The following is a 22,939-nucleotide window of genomic DNA, read 5'->3' on the forward strand; positions in this document are numbered from 1 at the left end:
GGTTATTGACATAATCTAAAAATAGTGCTAAACATTAAAAATTAAGAGGCTATCTGTAAATAAGTTTTAATTGGTAATTAAATTATTTTTTACTGCAAATTGTAAGACTTTTTTGAAATATAAAGTAATATTCTTTCAAAAATCTTATCAATTTTCACTAAACAAGCTCTTTAATTACCAATTAAAACTTATTTACAGATAGCCTCTAAGGTAGAGCTTTCTTGACTATTTAGCTTCTAGTCAAAGAAAGCTAAGTTTTTTATCTTTACTTTATATTTCTACAGTTAAAAATATTTATGATATCTTTAAAGGTTAATAGTTTAATACAAAATTGGCGTTGGCGTAGATAATTTTTTGCGTTTATGTGTTTGCTATATGCAAATTTAAATTTTGATTATTAAATTATAACTTATAACAGGATATTAAAATGTTTATCTCTAATATTTTTCAAAAATTTTTTTCTTGTCTTTTTGTTTTATTCATCACAGCTGCAGTTTATGCGGATCAAAAAAAAGTAGCAGTTATTGTTCCACTTGAACATGCCGCAATGACTGAGATTATATCAGGAATTAAAGAGTCGCTAAAAGATATAGATGCAGAAATTATAGTTAAAAATGCTCATGCTGATTCTAATATTTTACTTGCCATTATAAAGCAAATAAAAGATCAGGATATTGATGTAATAATTCCAATAGGCACGACAGCCAGCCAAACTGTTATTTCTCATATAACAAATAAACCGATTGTTTGTGCTGCTGCTATGATTAATAGTAAAAACCTACCTTTAGTTACTGGTGTTAACGATGAGATAAAAATCACTGACACCATTAGTAAATTACCTGTTTTACAGAATATCACTTTAATTTATAGCAGTAGCGAGAAAGTTATACCTGAAGTAGAAATGTTAAAATTATATGCTGGAAAAAACAATATTTCTCTGTACACGGTAATGATACAAAATTTCAATGATATGCCTGTGGCTGTAAAAAATGCTCCTGAAAATACGCAGAGTTTTATAATTTTGAAAGATCATTTAATAGTCAGTGGGATTAATATTTTAAAGCAAGAAGCATTTAAACGCCGTATTCCGATAATTGCTTCCGATGAAGGTTCGGTAATGAGCGGGGCAACTATTGCGGTAGGAGTACAAGAGAAGCAAATAGGCGTAGAAGCAGGTTTAATGGCAAAAAAAATCTTACAAGGAATAGAACCGAAAGATATTCCATTTGGAGATATGAAAGACTTAACTTTATTTATTAACCTTAAATCATTTGTTAAACAAGATATTCTTACTAAAGAAAATTTATCCGTACTTCCTTTCGCGCGTAAAGAACTTGAAGAGTAGTAACATGAACATTTTAGTTACTGCTCTTGAGCAATCCTTAATAATGCTGCCGCTTATTTTAGGGATGTATATAAGTTATCGGATTCTCAAAATTACCGATCTTACCGTAGACGGTACTTATGTACTTGGTGCGGCAGTGTTTGCCCGCAGCCTTTCATTTGGGTTATTGCCTGCATTAATATTTGCCGTAATAGCAGGCGGAATTATAGGCAGTATAGTTAGTGTTATGCAGAAGAATAACCGCATTAACGGGCTTATAGCCGGAATACTTGCAAGTTTTATGCTTTATTCGGTTAACTTACAAATTATGCAGCGTCCTAATATATCGGTTCTTGGTATGCCGACTCTATTATCTATATTAGATCTCGAACATTGGTTAATACCTTTAGTAATAATCAATTGTCTTATTATATGTTCAGTTATAATTTTATTAAAAGGTAAGCTCGGTTTATTTCTTCGTGCTTTTGGTTTTAATAAAGATTTATTGATTAATTTAGGAAAACCTGCTGAGCTTTACCGTACTATCGGTTTTAGCATAAGTAATTGTTTGGCTGCTTTAACCGGTACTTTATCTGCACAAGTAAATGGTTTTGCCGATATTAATATGGGTTTCGGGGTTGCACTAGTCGGTATTGGTGCAATTGTTATAGGGCGTCATATTTTAATCCATGATAATAATTTTAATGTGTTTAAAGAGATATTGTCTTGTTTGATAGGTATATTATTTTACTTTATTGCTCTGGGCTTTTTACTCCGAATTGGAATCGATCCCATAAATCTTAAGCTTATTTTAGGTATAGTATTGTTTATTTCGTTGAGTTCTGTAAAAAGAGAGGCTTTATGAAACCTTATTTATATGCAGAAAATATACAGTTCAAAGTTAAAGAAAGAACCGAACCTATAATTGCTGAAACTACTTTAAATATTGCTAAAGAAGAGTTTGTTGTAATATTGGGTCATAACGGTAGCGGTAAGTCTACTTTAGCTAAAATACTTGCCGGCTATTTAAAACCTAATAGCGGGAAAGTGTTTCTAGATCAAGTCAGAATCGATAAAATACCTAAAGGACAAAAAGCTTCTACATTAGTTACATTAACACAAAAAGCTGAAGAGAGGCTATTTACCGAGCTAACCCTTGAAGAAAATATCATTTTGTGGGAAAGTAGATTCTCTAGTAATGAACGGTTAGCAAGTAGCGAGTTGTTAGAGCTTACAGGTGCACCTAAACGCTTTGTGCCTTTACTTTCACAGCCATTAGGTAAATTTTCCGGTGGAGAAAAGCAGATGATACTGCTGGCACTTATCATAGCTCATCCACCTAAAATATTATTTCTAGACGAACATACGGCAAATTTAGATCCGAAAGCTTCTTTGGAAGTGATGAAAAAAACAGCAGAGATTATAGAGAAACATAAGATCACTTCCGTTATGATCACGCATAATTTAGAAGATGCCGTAAATTACGGCAAAAGGCTTATAGTCTTAGATAGTGGTAAGGTAATACTAGACTACCTAAAACCACCGGGTTTTTCTTTACAAGCACTTAAAGAGATTTTAAATTAGAATTGAATATCTGTACCTATCTGTCTGGCTAATTCAGTATCGAAAGAATATTCACAGATATAATCTATTAACTCACTTTTTACATTCTCGTTAGTATTCTGATAAAGAAGCACGAAATTAATAATATCATCCTTATTTTCCCTATTGTAAGACGTGTCTTCACTTCAGCCGATAACTTTTCTTCTGTTGCAGTTGATGGAGTCGGTACTACTATAGGGGTTGCTACAGGAGTAACTAATGCTGGAGCTGCTACAGGATTATTATCATTAACATTATAATTTAAAACTTTTTCTATTAGCTCTGTTCTTGTATCTTCATTAATACTAATCTCAATTAATGTATTAATAATGCCATCTCTATCTTCACTGTTTTTAAGACGTTGCATAACATCTTTTAATAATTTTTCGTGTGTATTTTTTGCAAACCCTTCTTCATCCGGTAAATCATAATGATAACCATTAACATCCATGTCTTTATAATTGTTAGCTGATTTTGCACCCAAGTATTTTTGTATGTAATTTTTAATTGCTCATTAATATGAGAATTATCTTTTCTTTATCAACACCTATCTTTACAAGTTCTGCTATACTGTGATCGAATGGATTATGCAATAGAACGCCTTGTCGTCCTATATCAGCACCTTTAGATATTAACTTCTCAAGTAACCATTTATCTCTTGATGTTAGTGCGTGATTAAAAATTGACTCACCACACGCATTAATCTTAAGATTAACGTTATTATTTAAAAAGAAGTCCAGTAACGTTTTATTTTGACCTGATTCATGCTTTAGTAGCAAATAGCAAAAAGGTGTGCCGCCATAATTGTCTACTGTATCAATTTCACTGCCGGGTTGTAATAAAATTTGAGTTATTTCGTGCTGTTTAGAATAAGTTGCATAATTTATACGTCCCTTTCCATCTTTAGTATTAACATCCACATTTTTTTTAAGTAAAAAGCTGCTTATTGCCTATTGTTGCCGCCTAATGTATAGGTGAGTATAGATATTTATGCTCAACTTCAAAACTTGTCCCTTGGTCTAATAAAATTTTAGCTATTTCTTTAGTGCTTGCATAAAATAATGCCGTATTTCCTTGTTCATCCTTAGCATTGACATTATGACCTTGCTCAATTAATTTTTGAACAATATTTGCATTTCCAGTTGAGGCTGCTATACTAAACGGTGTACGGTTGTCTTCAGCTTCAATTAAGGTGTCATATATTTCAGGGTTTGGTGTACGTACATTGTCCTCTGCTGCTATTTCTGTAGAAGTAGTGGTTGTTACTGGTGCCGGTGCTGCTACCGGAGCTATTACTGGATTATTATCGTTAAATTATAATTAAAAAGTTTTTCTATTAATTTCTCTCTTGTAACATCATCTATATCAGAATAAAATTCAGGATTCATAATTAATCCGTTGATAATTTTATTTTTATCATCCTCATTTTTAATATTTTTCTTCATCTCAGCAAGCTTTTGTTCTGCTTTGAATTCAGGTAGTGCTGAGCGTACATTAGCATCAGTTAGTATTTCTTTAATTTCTGGTTTAGATGCATAATCTATAGTTTTTTTCCTTTAGCATCTAAAGCATTAACATCGGCACCTTGTGAAAGTAAAAGTCTAACATTATTTACATTCCCTATACGTTGCTGCATTATGTAAAACCGTACTACCGTCTGGCAGTCGGTAATTAGCATTATTTGTTGGTTGATTCATCATATAAATATTCCTTTATGTTTAAATATTATTTTGTCGTGTGAGCATTATACATAATATTTTGAATTTCTGCAATCCAATAGTTAATGTTTAACTATTTATTAGATTTTGGATAAAACCACACGAGGAGTACACAGATTAGAAGACCGATATTTAAGAGTAGATTATACTCTGTCATAGAAATACCAAAGATTTTGATGGCGGGTTTCATGCAGGACGTGATTGGCTGCGAGTAGAACATTTGTTTGATGTGTTGTATAGACACGCCTTTCGGGATATGAAGCATTGATGAACAAAGAGCACTTGGTTGTACTATGCCTCTTTCTACGAAGCTATGATAGGTTGATAATATACAAGAGCTAAGGATAGTTAGGAGAATGAATATTAAAGTATACTTACTTAACTGTCGGATGATTAAAGCAGTTAAGCAAATTTTGATTAGGGTTAAATAGGGAAATCGTTCGTAAACGCATAAAGGACATGGTGTATAATGGAATATATATTCAGCAATATAAGCGGTAGAAAGTGCTATTATAGAAATTGCGATCAGTCCTAAATGTAGAACTTTATAGCTATCTTTTCTGATGTAATTTATAATAGTATTAAATTGCATGTTTTTTTGTTCTTAATGTCATTGCGAGCGACTGCCAGGAGCGTGGCAATCTCGGGAAGTTTGATGAGATTGCCACGCTCCTGGCAGTCGCTCGCAATGACGGCGTTTAATTTGATATTTTACAAATAAATAAATTTAGTATATTGTCAATGATTATTAATTAAAGCGCAAGAAAAATCAATGTCAGAAATTTGGGAAGATGCTATTAAGTCAAACGCATGGCCTTTTGTTGAGGCTAAGAAGATATTAGATAGCTTAAACGGTCAAAGTCCTGAGAAGGGGTATGTATTATTTGAAACGGGTTACGGTCCTTCAGGTTTACCTCATATCGGTACTTTTGGTGAAAATGCCCGTATGGTGATGGTACAGAAAGCATTTGAGCAATTATCCGATATTCCGACTAAACTAATTTGCTTTTCCGATGATATGGACGGGCTTCGTAAAGTACCTAGCAATATCCCAAATCCTGAAATGGTGGCACAGTATATGGATATGCCGCTTACTTCTATCCCTGATACATTCGGTGAATGTGAAAGTTATGGGCATTATATGAATGCAAAGCTTCGCTCATTCCTTGATAAATTCGGCTTTGAGTATGAATTTTATAGCAGTACTAACTGTTATAAAGCTGGTATGTTTGATGAGATGCTGATAATGGTGCTTGAGAAATATGACGAGATAATGGAGCTAATGCTACCGACTTTTAGAGAAGAGCGTAAGGCTACCTATTCACCTTTCATGCCTATATGTCCGAAAACAGGTAAGGTACTGCAAGTACCTATAGAGAAATGGGATGCTAAAGCAGGCACTGTAACGTATAAAGACAAAGCCGGTAATTATATAGAAGTACCGGTAACGGGAGGGCATTGCAAATTACAGTGGAAGCCGGATTTTGGTATGCGTTGGGCTGCGCTTAAAGTCGATTATGAGATGTACGGCAAAGACCATTTGGCAAATGCTCGTCTTTATTCGGAAATTTGCCGAATCCTAGGAGGAAAGCCGCCGGTGCAGTTATGTTATGAGTTATTCTTAGATGAAAACGGTGAGAAAATATCAAAATCAAAAGGTAATAGTATTAGCATTGATGATTGGCTGAAATATGCTCCTGTTGAAAGTATGGCATTATTTATGTATCAAAATCCGACTAGAGCTAAGCGTTTGTTTTTTGATGTAATTCCTAAAAATGTTGATGAATATATTACTTTTAACCAGAAATATCATTTAGAAGAGGACAGGGCAAAGCGTGTTGCAAATCCCGTTTATCACATCCATCACGGAAATGTACCGAAAATTGAGACTTTTGGAATTACCTATTCGTTGCTTTTAAATCTTACTTCTGTGTGTAATCCTTCGGATAAATCGGTGCTTTGGGGATTTATTAGCAAATATGAGCCACAAGCAACTCCAAATACTAACCCTTATCTTGACCATTTAGCAGAATTTGCTATAAGATATTATAATGACTTTATTAAAGCACATAAATCATATTTATCTCCTTCTGAAAAGCATAAGGTTATTTTGCAGGATATATTAGATATGTTATCTGATATAGCTGATCAAACCGAAGCTGAAGCAATTCAGAAAGCAATATATGATATAGGAATGAAAGCAGGATATGAAAATCTGCGTGATTACTTCAAAGATTTATATCAAATATTGCTTGGACAGAATGAAGGTCCCAGACTTGGGACTTTTATAAAGCTTTACGGGGTGCAGGAAATGAAAAAGCTGGTTGAAGGGCAGTTGTAGCCTATATATCATTCCCGCATGGGTATCTAAGCGTCATTGCGAACGAAGTGAGTGTGGCAATCTCAGGAAGTTGGACGAGATTGCCACGTCGCTTCGCTCCTCGCAATGACGTTAAAATAAAAACTATTAACAAATGAATGAAATTTTTTGTAGTACGTTACCTATTTTTTTAATTATGCTGCTTGGTAGTATTATCAAAAATAAATGGTTAACTTCAGAAGAATTTTGGCGTGGTATTGAGAAATTATCGTATTTTGTATTATTTCCTGCCATGTTGTTTAGTTACGTATCCACTGCCGATTTAAGCATTGCACTCATAATTAAATTAGTAGTGGCTCTTATTATATCCACTATTCTTGTATCAATCGGTCTTATAATTTACCAAAAAAAATACAACATAGATAAAGTCCAGTTTACTTCCATTTTTCAAGGATCGATTCGTTATAATAGCTACATTTTTTTTGGGGTAAGTAGCCCCTTGCTTGGTTCTAGCGGACTTTCAATCGTTGCCATTATTTCTTCTTATATGATTATTTTTACCAATATTTTATCGGTAATGATTTTCGCTTATTATGTCCCTAATAAATCCGTGACTAATACTATTAGCACTAGTTTTGTTTTAATGATGAAATTAATTGTGCGTAATCCGTTAATTATCGCCAGTTTAGTAGGATTCGTTTTTAATTACTCAAATCTTGAATTACATTTAGGGCTTAAGCAAACGTTAGATAGCCTTTCTAATGCCGCTTTAGCTATCGGTATGCTAAATGTTGGGGCAGGGCTTAATTTTACTATTAGACAAGAGCTTTTACATAATGTAATGTTTACAAGCTTTGTTAAATTAGTTGCATTTCCTCTAGTTAGTGTAGTAGTACTATGGTTAATGTCTATTGACGGATTAAATAGATCGGTAGGAATATTATATAGCTGCCTGCCATGTGCAAGTACGGCTTATGTTTTATCTCGTCAACTTGACGGTGATCCTGATTCTATGGCGTTGATTATAACATTTACTACTTTTTTCTCGGTAGTTACTATATCAATTATTATGTATATAATGGGGTGAATTTACCACGTCATTGCGAGCGACTGAAAGGAGCGTGGCAATCTCAGGAATGTTGCCTGAGATTGCTTCGTCGATGCCTATTGCGTTTGCTCGCAATGATGAAAAACTAAAACAAACAAATAAAACAGGAATTTCTAAAATGGATGAAATAAATTATGCTGAGGCCCTTGAATATCATGAAAAAGATAAGCCTGGTAAGATCGCTATTTCTGCAACAAAGTCTTTAGTTACTCAGCAAGATTTATCACTTGCTTATTCCCCAGGGGTTGCGGCTCCTTGCCTTGAAATTGCTAAAAATTTAGAGGATGTATATAAATATACTGCTCGCGGTAATTTAGTTGCCGTAATCTCTAACGGTACTGCCGTACTTGGGCTTGGTAATTTAGGAGCTGCCGCTTCAAAACCGGTGATGGAAGGTAAAGCGGTACTATTCAAAAAATTTGCTGATATTGATGCAATTGACTTGGAAGTGAATACGGAAGACCCTGAAGAATTTATTAATGCCGTGAAGTATCTCAGTTATAGTTTTGGGGGTATTAATCTTGAAGATATTAAAGCTCCGGAATGTTTTATTATAGAAGAAAAATTAAAATCTTTAATGGATATACCGGTCTTTCATGACGATCAGCATGGAACAGCGATTATTACCGCCGCAGGGCTAATAAATGCTGCGTATCTTACTAATCGCAAGCTTGAAGATTTAAAAATCGTAGTTAACGGAGCAGGTGCAGCAGCTATTGCTTGCATTGATTTATTAATTGCTCTTGGAGCTGATAAATCAAAGATTATTGTATGTGATACTAAAGGCGTTGTTTACAAAGGACGCTTAGAAGGTATGAATAAATGGAAAGAGCTATATGCAAGTGATACCAAGTTTAGAACTTTAGCGGAAAGCTTAAATAACGCTGATGTATTTATAGGGTTATCGGTAAAAGGGGCAGTAACTAAAGATATGGTGAGTAGAATGGCAAATAATCCGATTATTTTTGCCATGGCTAACCCTGATCCGGAAATTACTCCGGAAGATATAAAACTTGTACGCGATGATGCGATTATAGCAACAGGGCGATCTGATTATAATAATCAGATTAATAATGTTATGGGATTTCCTTATATTTTTAGAGGAGCATTAGATATAAGAGCTAAGACTATTAATACGGAAATGAAAATAGCTGCAGCAAAAGCCATTGCAGATTTAGCCCGTAGACCTGTACCGGAAGAGGTGTATAAAGCTTATTCAGGGCGTAAGATGGTTTTTGGTAAGGAATATATCATTCCTGTACCGTTTGATCCTCGTTTAATTACCGTAGCAGCGGCGGTTGCCGTTGCTGCAATAGAAAGCGGCGTTGCTAGGGTTAAAGATTTTAGTATAGGTAAATATAAGAAAGAATTAGGTAGCAGATTAAATCCTACTGCTAACTATATGAATTTCTTAGCTGACAAAATTCATAATGCACCGCTTAAACGGATTGTTTTTGCTGAAGGTGAAGAAGAAGAAGTAATTTCTGCCGCTCTTATGATGCGAGACAAGAAATACGGTCATCCGATTATAATTGGTCGTGTTGAACGAATTGAGGCTATGTTAAAAAAGATAGGTCAAGATATTAACTTAGACGGAATTCAAATAATGAATGCGGCCTTAAGCGATAGTTTAGAGAAATATACTGGTTATTTATATAAAAAACTTCAGAGAAAAGGTTATTTATACCGTGATTGTGCAAAGCTTGTTAAAACTGATAAGAATATTTTCGCTGCTTGTATGTTAGCATGCGGTGATGGTGATGCTCTTCTAACCGGTGTTACGCAAAGTTATATCGATAGTTTAGAAGATATCATGAAAGTCATTTCACCAAAAACTAATCGTAGAATCCTTGGCTATTCAATTATGATTGCTAAAGATAATAATATTATTATTGCCGATAATTGTATTACAGAATATCCAAACAGTTGGGAACTTGCACAAATAGCAACCCAAACTGCAGAAATTGCTAAAAATATGGGAATCACGCCTCGTGTTGCACTTCTTTCTTTTTCAACATTCGGTAATTCTTCTAAGGCAAAAACAGCTCGTATTCGTGAAGCAGTAAATATACTAGATAATTTTAGCAAGGACAAAGAAGAGCTGAGCGGCATGAAGGTAGATTTTGAATATGACGGAGAGATGTCAGTTAAAGTGGCTTTAGATGGTGATTTACGTAAATTATATAAATTTTGTAGATTATCAGGATCTGCAAATGTATTAATTATGCCTGGTTTAAATTCAGCTGCTATTTCTACTGAGTTGTTACAAGAATTTTCGTCAAACAGCTTTATAGGTCCTATAACAAACGGTTTTGAAAAACCCGTTCAAATACTTCAAGCTGCAGCAACAGCTAATGAAATACTAAAAATAGCAACTTTTGCTTGCGTTGAAGCTATAAACGAGGTTTAATTACTATATCTTTAAAATCAATTAACTTGTGAGAGGTAAAGTGGAGTTGATTACAGAACTTCATAAAAATATACAAGAAATTACAAAAGATTTACGAAAACATGATCCTCAAATACCTGATACCAGTAAAAAACCGTTAGCTTCTAGAGAAAATTTTGACGATCTAATACATTCTGATTTAGGACAGCCTGTACGAAATAAACCGCTTTCCTTTGATGAAGAGTTAAAGAAAAAAGTTCAAAGCAGACAAGTACAGGATTTTTTCGAGCCGCAAACAAAGAGTACAGAAGAAAAAATAGATAATCATGCAAAACGTATAGAAGAATTAAAGCAAAAACAGAAAGAACTAGAAGAGAGGCAAAAGGGGCTTGAAGAAAAAAAAAGCTAATTCTAATATTACTAGAGAAGAAAGATGGAAAATCGCTGCAGCATTAGAAGCTATTAATAATCAATTTAAGGCTATAGAAAAAGAACATAATACTATTAATAGTGCTTCCGATAGAGAACAAAAGTTTGATAATAAAAATAAACACTTAACTGCTACAAAAAGAGAGCTGATAGCTGCAGGTTTATAGCAACAAGGAGCATTAGCAGCTATAAAACGTATGAAAGAAGAGAAGATAAAGCAGCAGCAAGCAGAAGCTGTTAATCAATCTTCAAAAAATACTCCAACTATGCCTAGCGGTACTATACCGGTGCTGCCTCTAATGCCTGGAAGCGGTATTCATATTTCCCCATCGCCTCCGCCACCACCTATATCAATTCCAAAAACTATAAAAAAAGAGGCAAAGGATGCTGGTAAACAAATGCCTCAAGGAGGAGATCAGCATAAAGAAGAACTAGCAAAGGCTATGAAAGCACGAAGAGCAAAAATAGAAAAGCAAAACTCAGGAAGAGGAAGGTAATTATTATAGAGGAAGGTAATTATTATAGTATCATAATGGCTCTTTGTTCAAATTGTATCATAAAATGAGCTGTTAGTCTCTATGAAGATTTCTAAGAAGATTTAATTTTGATTATTTTTTGCTGCAAATTATAAGGTTTCTTTGAAATAGGAGTAGCGATTCTTTCAAAAATCTTATTAATTTTCGCTAAAAAATACCTCAAAATAGCAAATCAATTAGAAATCTTCGTAGAGCCTAGCGAATTAGAACGATTTTACAATTTAATTGCAGTTTAGCCCAAATTTTATCTGCAGTATATATAGGATAGCCTGTAATTAATCCTAGGCTAATGCAAGCTCTGTCACCAAGAGATAAGCCAAATTGTTCTGTTTCTTTCTTTAAGCGTCCAATTTCTATAGCTTGATCAAAATCTAAGGCTACAATTTTATTTATGGAAGCTGAGATCATTTCTTTACTTTGAATAAAAGATATGTTCAATTTTTTATCTAGTTCAGCTACTACTTCTGCTATATTTACTGTAGACATAATAGATAACGGTAATAATTCTTCGACCTTGTCACTACCAGTTTCTAAGTTAAATAATGCAAGTAAAGCAGATGAATCTAAAATATATTTATTCATTATTAAATTCCTTTCTTCTTGATTCAATTAAAGAGTCAACTAATGATATGTTATCTTTATTTCTAGATTTTACTAATGCTTGAAATTCTTTAATTTTATTTTTTAGAGGAATCAATGTTAATTCTTTATCAAGTATTAGCATTAACTGATCTCCTGAAGCAAGATGTAATTGATCACGAATTTTTGCAGGAATATTTATTCTGCCATTTTCAGATATAGTAACTTTATATTCTAAGTGCATATTTTTAAAACGGTTAAAAATTGAATATATACCAAATATAAAATATTATAATTAAAACTACAATAGTAAAATAAATATAAAAGATTTCTATATTGAAATTATGCTGTAGTTGTTCCTATTTCAAAAAAATCTTATAATTTGTAGACACAAAGAGTAAAAATAGATTAAATTAATTTTCTTTCACACAGCCTAAATAGTTGGTATCATATGCTGTTGCCACAAAAAGAAAATATTATATGTCTAATTCAGCTTTTTTAGTTGCATTTTTCACAACGATTATCCGTTATTATGATTATGCTCTATTCGGTTTATCGGCTAGTATTCTTGCACAAAATTTCTTACCTAATATAGAGCAGGATAAACAACTACTTGTTTTTTTTGCTATTCTTAGTGCAGCCGTTATAGTACGACCTTTAGGGTCCTTAATTTTTGGATTTATCGGAGATAAATACGGGCGTACTAAATCTATCAAGATATCAATGTGTATGAGTAGCATTGCTACTGGATTAATTGCTATTACTCCTTCCTTTGAGATAATAGGTATTTTTGCTACGGTAATACTAACATTATGTCGAATGGTTTTTTTAGCAAGCCTTGCCGGAGAAGTTGACGGAATAAAGGTTTATGTAGCTGAAAAAACAGGAGATAATCAGAAAAATTTAAATATAGGAATAGTTTCATGCTGTAGCCAAATAGGTGCATTACTTGCGGCTATAGCTTATTATTACGCTAGTAATTCCGATATCCAATATTTATGGCGTTTTAATTTCTTTATTGGTGCAATATTTGGTTTATTTGCTATTTTGATGAGAAATTTTTTTAAAGAAAGTAGCGAGTTTTTAAGAACGTCATCAAAAAGTACCTTGCGGCAAATTATATGGAATCATAAACTATCCGTTATGATAGCATTACTAATAAACGGTGCTATTGGAGGAGTGTATCACTTTTTAGTAATTTTCTTAGGAGTTTTTTTAACAAAAATAGCTCTTATAAATCATCCTGAAATAAGATTTATGAATATAGCTCTTACTACTACCTATGGAATATCAGCTGTTTTTGCAGGGCTGTTTGCCGATAAAATCAACCCTTTAAGACAGATTACATGGGCTTTATTTGTCAGCATTATTGTTGCTTTAGGAATGCAAATAATGTTATACAAACAAATATTTAATATTCTCTGTCCCGTTATATTAATAGGACTTGCAGCATTTTATGCAGTACCGCTACAAATTATTGTTCAATCCTTATTTAAGACTAATGTTAAAATGAGGCTTTATAGTCTATCACATTCTTTTGGAGGTATTATTCTATCCTCAACTACTCCTTTCTTTAGTATGTTGTTATGGCAAAATTTTAAGTCACTATCTCTCACTTTAAGCTTTTTCATATTTTTGCTTATAATATTAATGAGTACAGTGTTGGTTTTACGTAGGATGTCATCCTCACAACAGTAAAGTCTTGTTGCATGGCTTGAAAAACCTACTCAATGTCATCCCTGCGAAAGCGGGGATAACTTCAATATTGATATATTTGACAAAATAAACACATAAAAAACTTGTTTTTTTATGTGTTTTACTGGAGTCCCGCCTCCGCGGAAATGACATAAACGCGCCATGCAACAAGACCCAAAAACAAGAATAACATCAATTGCCTTATATATTTCTTCCGTCTTTACTGCAACCTGTAGGTTTTATGCTAGGACTACTTGAAGATTTGGAGCTTGGCTGTGCTTGTGTCCCAATTTGCTTCGCTTCTTTTGCTAAGTTTTCAAATTTGTCTTTTAAGTTTTTTGTATTGCCTTTTAGCTTTAAATCGTGAGTTATTTCGTTAATATTCAATTTTTCAGGAGTTGGATTATATATAGGCTCTTTAGATTGAGTATGTTTAGAATGTTCTATTGCAAATTTTGTACGAGGTCTTATTAGTTCATTCTCTTTTCCTATACCTTTCTGTGTTTCTTCCTCCCATTTATCCTATCCCGCCGGTGATGTCCAGTATCTTGTTGTTTTACTATCAAAGCCTTTTTCAAATTTGTTTATTAAATTTTTGGTACTATTCTCTTTAATTTCTTTACCTCGCTTTTCAAACTCAAAATTTTTCTGAGGAGTTATATGGTCAGATTGAGTATTTGCATGTTGTTTTTCTACAGTCTGTTTCTTTTCTTCTGTCCAGTATTTTTTGATTTTGCTGTCAGAGTCTGCTTCAAATTTTGCTATTCTATCTTTTATACCGGTAACTGCTCCTGTAGATATTTTAGGTTGATTTTGGGTTGATTGCTTAATATGTTTCGTAGATGTATTTTTAGATAATTCATAAGTCAAAGATTCTAAATTAGATAAATTCTTTTAAACTTTTTCTATATTGGAATTTAAATATTCTATTTCGGGTCCTTTATATTCCATTATATTTTTTAATGTGGTATTAATTTCTACAAAAGATGCTTTAATCTCTTTATTAAATTTATCATCATTATTACTTATCTTACTACAATTAGTAGAAATTTTTTGAAGTTTATCTACTATATCATTAATTCTCTCATCTTGTTGAGAAGTCGATACCATACTTGCTAAAAATTCACTTCTTCCTCAATTGCTATTAACATTATTTCAATATAGAGGTATGGTAGAGACTTTAGTATAATCTTGTGGAAATTTATCGATCTCTTCTTTAAACCTCTTTAAGAACTTTATTGTATCATCGAATATAGGATGAGTATTCCAGGAAAGAGCAGGAGGAGTCGTTATTGCTGCCTGCATTGGATGAGTTATTGCCTCAACTTGTTTCGGGGATGTATCTTTAGATAGCTTTTCATTTTGTAGCTCAGATATATAATCATCTACTGCTTCTTTTAATTTATCTGAAAGGGCACTATTTTGGGCAGGAGGCAGTATTCCGGTGTCATCCCACTCTAAATCAGTATCAGTAGTTAGCATTCCAGTATCATCCTGCTCTAAAGCGATATTATCGCTTCTACGCTCCTCACTAGGATCAGTTAGCTTATAGTAATTTTTATTTAGTAAACGAGGAACACGTGAATTGTCGCTCTTTTCATATTCCTTAATTTCTTCAAATATACCTAGTGTCTTATAAATATTATCTATTTCTTCTTGAGTAAGTCTTTCATTGCGTACTTCTTTTTGTTGGATAGATTTTTGTAGTTCTTTTGTTACAGTTAACTTATCTTTTGCTATATTTAAATTTGATAAAATTTTCGCTTGTACTAAATCAAGAGCTTCAATTAAATTAGTAGCGCTGCTTTTTCCAAATGTGGTAGATAATTCTTCTTGACTTGAGGCTATTCCTGAATCAATAGAAGAAGATCTAGAAACGGTATTAGATTGAGGATTAATATTTGCCTGTTGTACATAAGATTTGCCGGTATCTATTAATATTTTATCAGTGAATTGTGCTAGTTCATTGAATGAATTTTCTAGTTTTGCAAAAAGTTCTGTTGAGGAATGTACTATTGCCGGTGATAACATAGAATCTTCAGGTATAGTTTCTAAAGCAGGAGAATATTTACCTGTTTCTTTTTGTAGTAACTAAATTTATTTGCTAATTCTTCAGATAATATATCAATCTTGTTATTGTTATTACTTCTGGCATATAAGACTAGAGCCTCCTTTATATTTTGCGAGATATTATCTTAACAACATCTTATATTGTAAATCTAATTCGCTTGAATTATTAGTATTACGGAAGTAATTTTTATTTACTGATATACTTTTGCTGAGTATCTTTTTAGAAGCTTCTATAAGTTCTTTTTCCCCTGTCGCTTCTTTATTTTTTAACTTCTCAAATAAATTTTGTAAACCATCTGAAAAATCCCAGGCATTATCAAGGTATAAAAATTTACTTCTTATAATCTCTTGCACTTTTTGTGTCTCTTGCATTACTCCTAGAATGATATTTTTATCTAATGAATTAATCACATCATAAAAATTTTTCATTTCATATAATTTTTCTCTAGGCTCTTTTATTTTTTGTAATCTCTCTCTGTAATTCTTGAAATTTATCCAATGCATGTTGTTCAAGAAAAAATCCCTCTATTTTTATATTTTTAGTATTAGGGCTTTCTCCGCTACTTAGGATTTTATTTCTAGCTGCCTGTAATCTAAATGGTTGATGAGCGTTGATATTATTAATCAAACCTAAAATTTCTTGTGATGTCTTATTAAATTCTTCATTATTAGTTGGATTTTTGATTGTTTCTTGAAATGCTTCCCTTAACTTGATTATTTCTTCTTTAAGGCTAAGTTCTACTTTTTGTTGACCGTGTGTTATAGCTTGTTCGTTTTTTGTGAGGTAAGTACTTTTTTATCTTGCTTTATATTTAAGCTCTTTTCCCCTACTTTCTGAACAACTTCTTCCATCAATTGCAATAGATTAATATTGCCCTTTATTTCTAGTTCTTGCTCATTAGTGATCGGTAATGAATTACTTAGTCTTAATCATGCTGAAAAATCTGAAGGGGATATTAGGACATCAAGTTGAGCCTTTGTTTTTCTACCTTTTCCGTCTTCCTTAAAGCCTTCAACTTTACCAATACTAATAGGTAGATTTTTTAAATAAATTTCTTTACTAGCACCCTGTATATTTTTATCATTTGTTACTTTGAAGTTAGCTTGTTGTTGAGAAACATACGGTCCCGGCGTTCTAGGGTCTATTTTGTTTATTAGAGCTTCTATAAAATTAGTTGTACGTGTTATAGCTAGTTTATCTGTTTCTAAAATATTATTTAAATTAGTATTTTTTATTAAATAAAGATTTCTTATTAGCCGGTCTAATTCATTCTTATGTTTCATAATTTCCCTCTATTAATAAAAATAAACCAAAATGTAATACCATTTATGTTCAATTAACAATACTAATAATTAGTATTAATTCAATATTTTAAATCTTGTTGCATTTGTGCTTCAATAATATAATTTTATCATTTATTTTATCGTCTCAATGAGTTTTTTAACTCCTTCGACTGATTTATCAAATAGTGCTTTTTCCTCTGCGGTTAAATGCAGTTCTATTACTTTTAGCACACCTTCTTTACCGATCATAATAGGCACTCCGACATATAAATCATGTACGCCGTACTCACCTTGTAAATAAGCGGCACAAGTTAGAATCTGACGTTTATCTTTTAAATATGACTCAAGCATTTCTATTGCTGAGGCTGCAGGAGCATAATAAGCAGAACCTGTTTTAAGTAATGCAACAATCTCACCGCCGCCGTTTCTAGTACGATCGATTATTTTTTCAATATTTTCATTACTTGATAAGCCCATTTTTATCAAGTCAGGTATCGGCACGCCTGATATTGTAGAATATCTTGCAAGAGGTACCATAGCATCGCCGTGACCGCCGAGAACCATGCTATTAACATTGCTAACCGATACTTTAAACTCTTCAGCAAGAAAAAGATTAAATCTTGATGAGTCAAGTACTCCTGCCATACCGATTACTTTATTGTGAGGCAATCCGCTTTCTTTAAGCATGACATATACCATAACATCAAGTGGATTGGTAATTACTATTACAAAGGCATCAGGAGCGTATTTTTTAACATTTGCTGCAACCGTTTTCATAATACCGGTGTTAATGCTAATTAAATCGTCTCTACTCATTCCTGGTTTTCTTGGTAAACCGGCAGTAATAATTATGGCATCAGATCCTTTAATATCTTTATAGTCGTTTGTGCCTTTTATTTTGATATTAGACCCGGCTATTGTACCGGCTTGCATGAGATCCAATGCTTTTCCTTGCGGTACTCCTTCAGTCACATCAAATAACACGATATTGCCGAGTTCTCTAAGGCTAATTAAGTGAGCAAGTGTACCACCTATGTTACCGCTACCTATTAATGAGATTTTTGGATGTTGTTTCATTACTCCCTCTACAAATATTAAATATGTCTATTACTATATTACAAATAGATTCAAGAAAAAAGAATTTTTAAATTATATTGTTAATTGGTGAATTCATAAAAATTAACCATTCACATTGACTTTATTAAAATATATTAATATAATGTCGAGTCAAAAATACCATGAAACATGGAATTTTAATAAAATAACTAAAAAAAATAATTATGCCTAAAATTTCTAAGTTAATAAATATTTTTAATCTTGTATAGGAAAGGGGAGTAATGCAAAAGAATGTAAAACCGCTCCAGAAATGTTTCATGATTTACGCATTAGTATTAACAATAGTCTTAATAGTAAAACAGTAAAGATGTTAGTTTTGATACGGTGGATAGCCCAGAAAACAAAAGTACCCTACATTATGTAACTGACTTAGCAGACCTTAAAGAGTTACTGCAAAAAGGTATTGATCTTAATATACAATATGAGAATGGTGATACTGCTTTAGAGGTTACAGGTAATTTTAAAAAAGCCAAAATGTTACTTGAATATGTCGTAACTTAGTAGAAAACAAAATTATTCTTTCACTATTAATGCATAACAATGCTAATACTAATTTTACAAAAGCAAATTTAGTAAGACAATGTAAAGAACCGTATGAAGAGGCAGAGCGGTTAATAAAACAAATTGAAAAAATAGAGAGCTTAATATATCAAAGTAAAGAAGTAAAGAAGTAGAGACGTTAAGAATATATGTTGACAGATTACAGAGCTTAAAAAATAAATATGAAAAAGCAAAGGATAGTAGCCAAGCTGTTTTAAAAATAATATTAGATTATATTAAAAATCAATAGAGTGATGGTTTAAACGCTCAACTTGTTATTATTGTCAAAATCTAGGGTTAATCGAAAATTATTCGGCAGTAGCTCAAGAAAATGCAGTTATAAGTGCTTGGATGAGGCTTTTGATTTGCTTGATCAAGGATTAATAGGAGAGGATGTTCAAAATACAGTAGTTTGATTCATAGCATCAAGCAATTTTTGAAAAGCACTGGTCATTTCTGTTCAGCATTGTATACATGGATCGTTTTATATCATTCCCGCGTAGGCGGAAATCTAGTAAAACCTATAAAAAATTTGTTTTTTTAGGTTTATTTTTTTAATAAATAACTTCTATATCGATATTTGAAGTTATTGTGCTAGATCCCCGCTTTCGGGCCTTGTTGCGTGGATCAATGTTCCCGATGTCATCCCGCGACTTGATCGCGGGATCCAGTGAAAAATACTAGAATTATTATTGTTTATTGTTTTTATGGATCCCGTGGTCAAGCCACGCGATGACACAGGGGATTTTACTGGTTTACGCAACAATATTGAGCTACGAATGACATCGTACGCCTTTTCTGAGTTATGCAACAATGCCTACGTAGCTCATGAAGATTATAGGTATCAACGCAAGCAAGCCTTCGCAGGAATGGATATCCTTATCAACGTTGTATCATCTTATTATAATATTTTGATAAAACTTTCACGCCATATAGCCATAATAGACATACGATAATAAAACTAAGCATCAATAAACCGGCTATGTCGTTATGTATGGCGTTCGGGAAAATACTAAAGGATATGAATTGAATAATAGCACCTATTGATTTACCGATTTTAGCACCCATAACATCAACTGCAGCTTTACCTTTGGTCTTCATTTCACTATCGAGCGGAATATATACCATTTCTTTGGTAGCATCAAAAAGTGAATATTTTACGGATTTAGAAAGTACATGCCAAAGTCCGCCGATAAAAACTATAACGACAAGCGGTGCACTATAGCCGAGAGTATTTACGATATTTCCTAGGTGATTTTCAAAAACCGTGAATGAAAAGAACATAACACCTGCTCCAAACATCATAATCGGTGTTATAATAGCTCCCCAAAACCAGCCGCATATTCTAATTAAACTACTGCCTAAAAACGCACTAACTAACGTGAGTATTCCCGTCCAAAAAAACACTTTACCGTGATAGGCTATAAAATCCTTTGTAGCGGGATAGAGTTGCTTTACTTTGGACATCCATAATCCTTCTATTAGGCTAATACTCATAGAATAAGACATTACAAGAAGACAAATAAAACCGAGATATCTAGAAGTTAATATTACTTTTGCACTGTCGACCAAGCTTAATTTTAATATATCCGTTCTTTGGTTTTTAAATTTAATATTTTTGTCAGCTTCTACGACTGATTTATCAATAAGTTTATGAAGAGCTAAACAAATTAATCCGGATATTAAAATAACCGTAATAAATGATTTTAAAAGAATTTCATTTGTATCGTTTAGATGAGAAAATAAAGGTAATAAGAAATGCTCACTCTTAGCAAAATAAATAATTACGGTTCCTGAGATGAGTAAATTAGTTTGTCCGAATAAAGTAAAAAATGAGTAAAATCTTGGTGCTTCTTCGACTTTGGTAATTTTATTTGCAAGCTGCCAATATAAAAGCGTAAAGACTATAACCGGCCATAACTCTCCCATAATATAAAATAATACCAAACTCCACTGTCCCCAAATTATTAAAAACCATTTTAAGTGAGGAAGAACAGTGATATAGTGCTTAATTAATTCGGGATCGGGATGAAAAAAGTCTCTGTACGGAAATAAAATAAAACCAAAAATTGTGAAGAAAAATAAAAAAGTACCGATAATTATCCTAAAAACTTGCTCTGTTGTCATAATATTACAGAGTTTAGAATAAAAAATAACAAATAAAATTCCCATCGGCATTTCGCCCCAAAGTTTGATAAAACTCAATACTTCCGAGCTAATTAAGGTAACAACAAAACTATCTTTAATACTACGAACTAAGTTTTGATTAAGTAGAATAAAAAACATTAGTAAAGCCATCGGGATGAACTTGGTTAATTCATACGATCTAATCGGCCATACTATATCCCTAAATTTACTGTTTCTGGCTTTATTCCAAATTGTGCAATTAGAATCCACGCTATCCATTGATTTACTATGAGCTTATTTTTTGAGTACCGGATAGTTTTTAAAAATGTTATGTTTTTGCAAGGCTTAGAGCTTTAGAGGCCATTCCCGCATATGCGGGAATGGCCTCAAACGTTTTTTAGAAACTGTCCGGCTATATTATTTTTTTGCACCCTAGACTATAATAAAAACTATGTCAAGATTTTTTAAAATAGTCTCATATATTGTTGTTAATTACATTTGTTATACTCAATCGTTGCTTTAATAAACTGAATAAATAACGGATGAGCTTCAAAAGGTTTAGATTTAAATTCCGGATGAAATTGTACTCCTACGAACCAACGCAGTAGCGGTAGTTCAATTATTTCTACAATCTCTTCATCTTTTGAAAAACCGCTAAATACTATTCCGTGTTTTTCAAAAATATTTTGAAATTCATTATTAAATTTATATCTATGACGATGTCTCTCATTTATTTCAAGGCTTTTATAAGCATTTGCTGCAATGGTATTTGCGACCAAACTACAAGGATAAGAGCCGAGCCTCATAGTCTTTTTTACATTTTCAATTGTTATTTTTGAGTCTTCACAGTTTTTATTTATTTTCTCAATAATTTTTGTACCGTCTACTTTAAATTCTTCCGTTACTGCATCTTTAATACCGATTAAATTCTGAGCTATTTCGATCGTCGCAAGTTGCATACCGAAACATATTCCAAAAAAAGGTATGTTATTAGTACGGGCATATTTTATTGCTATAATTTTTCCTTTAGTTGCCCGTGCTCCAAATCCACCTGGTACTAAAATCCCATCTATATCTAATAATTTTTTATTAATACTCTCTTCAGTTAGATTTTCAGCATTTGTCCATACTAAATCAATTTTGTATTTGTAATAAATACCTGCATGATTAAGTGCCTCGATTACTGATTTATAAGCATCTTTTAATTTATGATATTTAGCTATTATAGCGATTCTTACTTTTGAATTAGAATCTTTTAGCCTATTAATTATATCATACCATTTATCTAATTTAGATGGCATGATATTAATATTAAAAAATTTTAATACTTTATTATCAAGACCTGAATTATGATATGCAATCGGTACTAAATATATATTTTTTTGATCTATTGCCGGAACAACATACTCAGATTTTATATTACACAATAAAGATATTTTATCTATTGCGCCTTTTGAAATGTGACGTTCTGCACGACACACTAGTATATTAGGTGAAATACCTATAGCGCGTAATGCTTTAACTGAGTGTTGGGTAGGTTTTATTTTTAATTCACGGGCGGTTTTAACATAAGGTAATAATGTTAAATGAATAAATAAACAATTTTCGCTTTTTAATTGGTTACCAATTTGCCTTATAGCTTCAAAAAACGGTAGACCTTCAATATCACCGACTGTACCGCCTATTTCACAAATAATAAAATCCACACCCTTGGTGTTTGAAAGTATAAAATCTTTTATTATATTTGTAACATGCGGGATGACTTGAACAGTAACGCCGGCGTAATTTCCTAAACGTTCATCTTTAAGTAATTTTGAGTATATCGCACCTGTTGTGATGCTATCAAATTTGCATGCGGAAACTCCGGTAAAACGTTCATAATGTCCAAGATCTAGATCGGTTTCTGCTCCGTCATCGGTTACATATACCTCACCATGTTCATGAGGATTCATAGTTCCCGGGTCAATGTTAAGATAAGGATCTAGTTTTCGTACACTTACTCTAAAACCTTTCGCTTGCAATAGCATAGCAAGAGATGCTGCCGTTAGACCTTTACCGAGTGATGACACAACGCCGCCGGTAACAAAAATGAAATGTACCAT

29 protein-coding genes are annotated in these 22,939 nt (G+C 32.6%); 13 read left to right on the plus strand and 16 right to left on the minus strand.

The genetic code is table 11. The features are described 5' to 3' along the window. The first annotated feature begins 427 nt into the window (after nucleotides 1–427). From RSA_RS02530 to RSA_RS02540, 3 genes are read left to right on the plus strand one after another with little or no spacing between them, the layout of a single operon-like run. Nucleotides 428–1,345, plus strand: a complete 918-nt coding sequence (locus RSA_RS02530) for an ABC transporter substrate binding protein (protein ID WP_014364632.1) — start codon at nucleotides 428–430, stop codon at nucleotides 1,343–1,345. A gap of 4 nt (nucleotides 1,346–1,349) precedes the next feature. Then, complete coding sequence (locus tag RSA_RS02535) at nucleotides 1,350–2,189, plus strand: ABC transporter permease (protein ID WP_014364633.1); 840 nt, start codon at nucleotides 1,350–1,352, stop codon at nucleotides 2,187–2,189. Continuing rightward, entirely contained in the window at nucleotides 2,186–2,908 is a 723-nt protein-coding gene (locus RSA_RS02540) for an ATP-binding cassette domain-containing protein (protein ID WP_014364634.1), read from the plus strand. Before RSA_RS02535 ends, RSA_RS02540 begins: the two co-directional genes overlap by 4 nt. Before the next feature lie 79 nt (nucleotides 2,909–2,987). Here the strand turns inward: RSA_RS02540 and RSA_RS02545 are convergent, their stop codons facing one another. The 3 genes from RSA_RS02545 to RSA_RS09400 are packed head-to-tail and all read right to left on the minus strand — an operon-like array spanning nucleotide 2,988 to nucleotide 4,168. After that, complete coding sequence (locus tag RSA_RS02545) at nucleotides 2,988–3,410, minus strand: hypothetical protein (protein WP_014364635.1); 423 nt, start codon at nucleotides 3,408–3,410, stop codon at nucleotides 2,988–2,990. Nucleotides 3,411–3,429: 19 nt separating this feature from the next. Next, nucleotides 3,430–3,846: a hypothetical protein gene (locus RSA_RS02550; protein WP_014364636.1), complete on the minus strand. Its 417-nt coding sequence runs from the start codon at nucleotides 3,844–3,846 to the stop codon at nucleotides 3,430–3,432. 43 nt (nucleotides 3,847–3,889) lie between these two features. Further along, nucleotides 3,890–4,168, minus strand: a complete 279-nt coding sequence (locus RSA_RS09400) for an ankyrin repeat domain-containing protein (RefSeq protein ID WP_331270652.1) — start codon at nucleotides 4,166–4,168, stop codon at nucleotides 3,890–3,892. On the opposite strand from RSA_RS09400, the gene RSA_RS09975 reads away from it, so the two are divergent. Further along, nucleotides 4,119–4,250, plus strand: a complete 132-nt coding sequence (locus tag RSA_RS09975; RefSeq protein WP_014362331.1) for a hypothetical protein — start codon at nucleotides 4,119–4,121, stop codon at nucleotides 4,248–4,250. The two genes, RSA_RS09400 and RSA_RS09975, sit on opposite strands and share 50 nt — an antisense overlap. A 467-nt stretch (nucleotides 4,251–4,717) precedes the next feature. On the opposite strand, the gene RSA_RS07355 is transcribed toward RSA_RS09975, so the two are convergent. After that, nucleotides 4,718–5,236: a disulfide bond formation protein B gene (locus RSA_RS07355; RefSeq protein WP_014364638.1), complete on the minus strand. Its 519-nt coding sequence runs from the start codon at nucleotides 5,234–5,236 to the stop codon at nucleotides 4,718–4,720. A 180-nt stretch (nucleotides 5,237–5,416) separates the two neighbouring features. On the opposite strand from RSA_RS07355, the gene RSA_RS02560 reads away from it, so the two are divergent. From RSA_RS02560 to RSA_RS02580, 6 genes are all read left to right on the plus strand, one after another. After that, on the plus strand, nucleotides 5,417–6,985 hold the full coding sequence (locus RSA_RS02560; RefSeq protein WP_014364639.1) for a lysine--tRNA ligase: 1,569 nt from the start codon (nucleotides 5,417–5,419) through the stop codon (nucleotides 6,983–6,985). Between the two features lie 133 nt (nucleotides 6,986–7,118). Continuing rightward, the gene (locus tag RSA_RS02565; RefSeq protein WP_012150704.1) at nucleotides 7,119–8,051 is read left to right on the plus strand and encodes an AEC family transporter; all 933 of its coding nucleotides are present in this window, start codon (nucleotides 7,119–7,121) and stop codon (nucleotides 8,049–8,051) included. Between the two features lie 139 nt (nucleotides 8,052–8,190). Further along, entirely contained in the window at nucleotides 8,191–10,482 is a 2,292-nt protein-coding gene (locus tag RSA_RS02570; RefSeq protein WP_395164776.1) for an NADP-dependent malic enzyme, read from the plus strand. A gap of 46 nt (nucleotides 10,483–10,528) precedes the next feature. Then, nucleotides 10,529–10,870, plus strand: coding sequence for a hypothetical protein (locus tag RSA_RS09405; protein WP_231284250.1), 342 nt, complete (start codon nucleotides 10,529–10,531; stop codon nucleotides 10,868–10,870). Then, the gene (locus RSA_RS09410; protein WP_231284251.1) at nucleotides 10,851–11,057 is read left to right on the plus strand and encodes a hypothetical protein; all 207 of its coding nucleotides are present in this window, start codon (nucleotides 10,851–10,853) and stop codon (nucleotides 11,055–11,057) included. The genes RSA_RS09405 and RSA_RS09410 overlap by 20 nt, the downstream gene beginning before the upstream one ends. A 30-nt stretch (nucleotides 11,058–11,087) precedes the next feature. After that, a complete protein-coding gene (locus RSA_RS02580) occupies nucleotides 11,088–11,387 on the plus strand; it encodes a hypothetical protein (RefSeq protein ID WP_014364641.1) in 300 nt (99 codons plus the stop codon). 234 nt (nucleotides 11,388–11,621) lie between these two features. Here the strand turns inward: RSA_RS02580 and RSA_RS02585 are convergent, their stop codons facing one another. Both RSA_RS02585 and RSA_RS02590 read right to left on the minus strand, forming a co-directional pair. Then, nucleotides 11,622–12,008, minus strand: a complete 387-nt coding sequence (locus RSA_RS02585; protein WP_012150708.1) for a type II toxin-antitoxin system VapC family toxin — start codon at nucleotides 12,006–12,008, stop codon at nucleotides 11,622–11,624. Beyond that, complete coding sequence (locus RSA_RS02590; RefSeq protein WP_010977150.1) at nucleotides 12,001–12,249, minus strand: AbrB/MazE/SpoVT family DNA-binding domain-containing protein; 249 nt, start codon at nucleotides 12,247–12,249, stop codon at nucleotides 12,001–12,003. Before RSA_RS02590 ends, RSA_RS02585 begins: the two co-directional genes overlap by 8 nt. A 236-nt stretch (nucleotides 12,250–12,485) precedes the next feature. On the opposite strand from RSA_RS02590, the gene RSA_RS02595 reads away from it, so the two are divergent. Continuing rightward, the gene (locus RSA_RS02595; RefSeq protein ID WP_014364642.1) at nucleotides 12,486–13,703 is read left to right on the plus strand and encodes an MFS transporter; all 1,218 of its coding nucleotides are present in this window, start codon (nucleotides 12,486–12,488) and stop codon (nucleotides 13,701–13,703) included. 198 nt (nucleotides 13,704–13,901) lie between these two features. On the opposite strand, the gene RSA_RS02600 is transcribed toward RSA_RS02595, so the two are convergent. The 8 genes from RSA_RS02600 to mdh form a co-directional block, all read right to left on the minus strand. Further along, nucleotides 13,902–14,087 carry a hypothetical protein gene (locus tag RSA_RS02600; protein ID WP_012262343.1) on the minus strand — a complete coding sequence of 62 codons (186 nt, stop codon included), beginning with the start codon at nucleotides 14,085–14,087 and terminating at the stop codon, nucleotides 13,902–13,904. A 135-nt stretch (nucleotides 14,088–14,222) separates the two neighbouring features. Further along, nucleotides 14,223–14,570, minus strand: coding sequence for a hypothetical protein (locus RSA_RS02605; protein WP_014364643.1), 348 nt, complete (start codon nucleotides 14,568–14,570; stop codon nucleotides 14,223–14,225). A gap of 24 nt (nucleotides 14,571–14,594) precedes the next feature. Next, nucleotides 14,595–14,810 carry a hypothetical protein gene (locus RSA_RS02610; protein WP_014364644.1) on the minus strand — a complete coding sequence of 72 codons (216 nt, stop codon included), beginning with the start codon at nucleotides 14,808–14,810 and terminating at the stop codon, nucleotides 14,595–14,597. 45 nt (nucleotides 14,811–14,855) lie between these two features. Further along, complete coding sequence (locus RSA_RS09415) at nucleotides 14,856–15,731, minus strand: hypothetical protein (RefSeq protein ID WP_231284252.1); 876 nt, start codon at nucleotides 15,729–15,731, stop codon at nucleotides 14,856–14,858. 159 nt (nucleotides 15,732–15,890) lie between these two features. Then, on the minus strand, nucleotides 15,891–16,199 hold the full coding sequence (locus RSA_RS02625) for a hypothetical protein (RefSeq protein ID WP_041472331.1): 309 nt from the start codon (nucleotides 16,197–16,199) through the stop codon (nucleotides 15,891–15,893). A 16-nt stretch (nucleotides 16,200–16,215) separates the two neighbouring features. After that, on the minus strand, nucleotides 16,216–16,398 hold the full coding sequence (locus tag RSA_RS02630) for a hypothetical protein (RefSeq protein WP_230453526.1): 183 nt from the start codon (nucleotides 16,396–16,398) through the stop codon (nucleotides 16,216–16,218). Nucleotides 16,399–16,700: 302 nt separating this feature from the next. Further along, the gene (locus RSA_RS02635; RefSeq protein WP_014363022.1) at nucleotides 16,701–17,054 is read right to left on the minus strand and encodes a hypothetical protein; all 354 of its coding nucleotides are present in this window, start codon (nucleotides 17,052–17,054) and stop codon (nucleotides 16,701–16,703) included. A 132-nt stretch (nucleotides 17,055–17,186) separates the two neighbouring features. Continuing rightward, nucleotides 17,187–18,131, minus strand: coding sequence for a malate dehydrogenase (gene mdh, locus RSA_RS02640; protein ID WP_014364645.1), 945 nt, complete (start codon nucleotides 18,129–18,131; stop codon nucleotides 17,187–17,189). Between the two features lie 363 nt (nucleotides 18,132–18,494). Here mdh and RSA_RS08385 point away from each other — a divergent pair, with 363 nt between their 5' ends. Beyond that, a complete protein-coding gene (locus RSA_RS08385) occupies nucleotides 18,495–18,671 on the plus strand; it encodes a hypothetical protein (protein WP_014364646.1) in 177 nt (58 codons plus the stop codon). A 29-nt stretch (nucleotides 18,672–18,700) separates the two neighbouring features. Continuing rightward, the gene (locus RSA_RS02650; protein WP_014364647.1) at nucleotides 18,701–18,844 is read left to right on the plus strand and encodes a hypothetical protein; all 144 of its coding nucleotides are present in this window, start codon (nucleotides 18,701–18,703) and stop codon (nucleotides 18,842–18,844) included. Between the two features lie 748 nt (nucleotides 18,845–19,592). Here the strand turns inward: RSA_RS02650 and tlc2 are convergent. Both tlc2 and RSA_RS02660 read right to left on the minus strand, forming a co-directional pair. Next, nucleotides 19,593–21,116, minus strand: a complete 1,524-nt coding sequence (tlc2, locus tag RSA_RS02655) for a nucleotide exchange transporter Tlc2 (protein WP_014364648.1) — start codon at nucleotides 21,114–21,116, stop codon at nucleotides 19,593–19,595. A 209-nt stretch (nucleotides 21,117–21,325) separates the two neighbouring features. Beyond that, nucleotides 21,326–22,939 (minus strand): CTP synthase, encoded by a 1,614-nt coding sequence (locus RSA_RS02660; protein ID WP_014364649.1) that lies wholly within the window; start codon nucleotides 22,937–22,939, stop codon nucleotides 21,326–21,328.

This window comes from Rickettsia philipii str. 364D, from assembly GCF_000283995.1.
Lineage (GTDB): Bacteria > Pseudomonadota > Alphaproteobacteria > Rickettsiales > Rickettsiaceae > Rickettsia > Rickettsia rickettsii.